Source organism: Erwinia sp. MYb416, assembly GCF_037479575.1.
In the GTDB taxonomy this organism is placed as follows: Bacteria; Pseudomonadota; Gammaproteobacteria; order Enterobacterales; family Enterobacteriaceae; genus Erwinia; species Erwinia rhapontici.
The window spans coordinates 1-2,027 of the sequence record NZ_JBBGYT010000431.1; the positions used below are offsets into that span (position 1 = coordinate 1).

Sequence of the window (2,027 nt, forward strand, 5' to 3'; positions counted from 1 at the left end):
GGGCTAATACCATGAACAGCATTTCGCGCTTTTCCGAAATGTTAATGAGCGAAGTGCGGGCGAAAGATGCCGGTGAGATCGGCCAGCAGATCACCGATCTGCTGATGAAGGTAAAAAGCATCGACCCCGGCGTGCTGGGGCAAAAGAAAAGCTGGCTGGCCTCTGTCCCGGTACTGGGCAAACTGTTCAACAGTATGGAGCGCACGCTGCTGGAGTATCAGACGCTGACCCAGCAGGTCGATACTCTGACCGAAAAGTTACAGCAGGCTCAGCTCGCCCTGCTGCGTAATATCGCCACCCTTGAACAGCTGTTCCAGCGTAACCGCGAGTTCTTCCAGCAGATCAGCCTGCATATCATTGCGGGCAAGCAGAAGTTGCAACAGATCGAAGCAGGGATACTGGCTGACGCACAGAGTACGGCACAAAACAGCTGTGATGCGATGGATGCACAGCGCGTGCGTGACCTGCTGGAAGCAGTACAGCGCTTTGAGCGCCGCCTGCACGACCTGCTGCTGTCGCGAACCATTGCTATCCAGACCGCGCCGCAAGTTCGTCTGATGCAAAGCAACAGCCAGTCGCTGGCAGAGAAAATCCAGAGCAGCATTCTTTCGACCATTCCGATTTGGAAAAGTCAGATGGTGCTGGCTATCTCCCTGCATTCTCAGCGCCAGGCGGCTGCCCTGCAAAAAGAGGTGGCCGATACCACCAATCAGATGCTGAAACGCAACGCCGAGCTGTTGCAGAGCGGCAGTGTGGAAACTGCCACGCAGGTTGAGCGCTCAGTAGTGGATATCGAAACGCTGCGTGACGTGCAGTCGCGTCTGCTGACCACTCTGGAAGATACGCTGACCATTGCCTCTGATGCACGCACCCGCCGTCTGGAAGTTGAGCAGGAGCTGGTCGGGATGGAAACAGAGATGAAGCAACGCCTGGCGGTCATCAATAGCGGAAAAACTCCCGACATGAAGGTCGTTTAACTGATGAATATGGCTGAATTTAACCGCGTTTTTGCGCCAGATAATGAGATTAACGCGGGGGATAACAGGTTAAGCAGTTTCTATAAAAATTCCAAAGTGGTGAAACTCTTCTTTCACTTTGTGGTGCTGGCGGTTTCTGTCTGGTTCATCGACTTTACCCGTAACAATGACTGGTCTGCCGAGTATGTCAGACAACTGGCTGCCGACCCGAAGCTGGAAGGTGGCACGATCTTTATGGTATGGCCCAGCGCCGGAATGTTGCTGCATCTGTATATGTACCGCCGCCGCTGCTTTTACTGGAGCCTGCCCACTGGCATTCTATGGCTGTCGTATGGTGACCTTATTGCCGCCCCCTACTGGATGGCTGTCTTAGGTTATTTTCTGGCTGTTTTTATGCGCTTCAAATCATTCACTACCTTGCTGATTAGTTTGCTGATGCTGGGTGGAATGGTGTACTTCGTGACCTATATCGACGTCTGGCACGCGAACTTTTTCTACCTGCTGGCTGCCATTCTGTTCCTGGCTATCTGGATTGAAAAGAAGTCGGCCCGCACTGCGTTGAAGCAAAGCAGTAAAGCGATTCCTTCACGGCTGAATATGTTTAGCCGCGATCCTGACGAAGCGGAAGAGGTGGAAACAGACGACACAACGCCTCGTTTTCCCCCCAGACCACAGGCAGATGAGTCAGTGTGGGCACCGGGAGAGAAAGAAGCGCAGGAGTATGAGGAGCAAGCCCCGGAGCCACCTGCGCCGGAGGAAAAACCGGTCCTGACGACCGCTCAGCGTCCTTTCGCCGTGTACTGGCTCGAACTGCACAAACTGAAACAACACCCCGCGCTGCCTGCGTTATTGCAAAGTGAGCTGGACGGTGTGATGGGCTACGCTGAACGTATTCTCGATTGTATGCAGGACGATCCTAACGACGTCCAACCCGGCAGTGCCTTTCTGGATCGTTACCTGACGCAGGTCACAACGGTAGTGAAACGCGGCCTGTTACTCTCCGGCCAACTCAGCACACACGGCAAAACGCAGGAAGTGGAACAGCAGTGT

At 54.0% G+C, this 2,027-nt stretch carries 2 protein-coding genes; both read left to right on the forward strand.

Annotation, left to right across the window (positions count from 1 at the left end; translation table 11 throughout):
• A partial coding sequence (locus WH277_RS08235) for a toxic anion resistance protein (protein ID WP_339505223.1) occupies positions 1 to 977 on the forward strand: 977 nt, incomplete at its 5' end.
• Positions 978 to 980: 3 nt separating this feature from the next.
• A partial coding sequence (locus tag WH277_RS08240; protein ID WP_339505225.1) for a hypothetical protein occupies positions 981 to 2,027 on the forward strand: 1,047 nt, incomplete at its 3' end.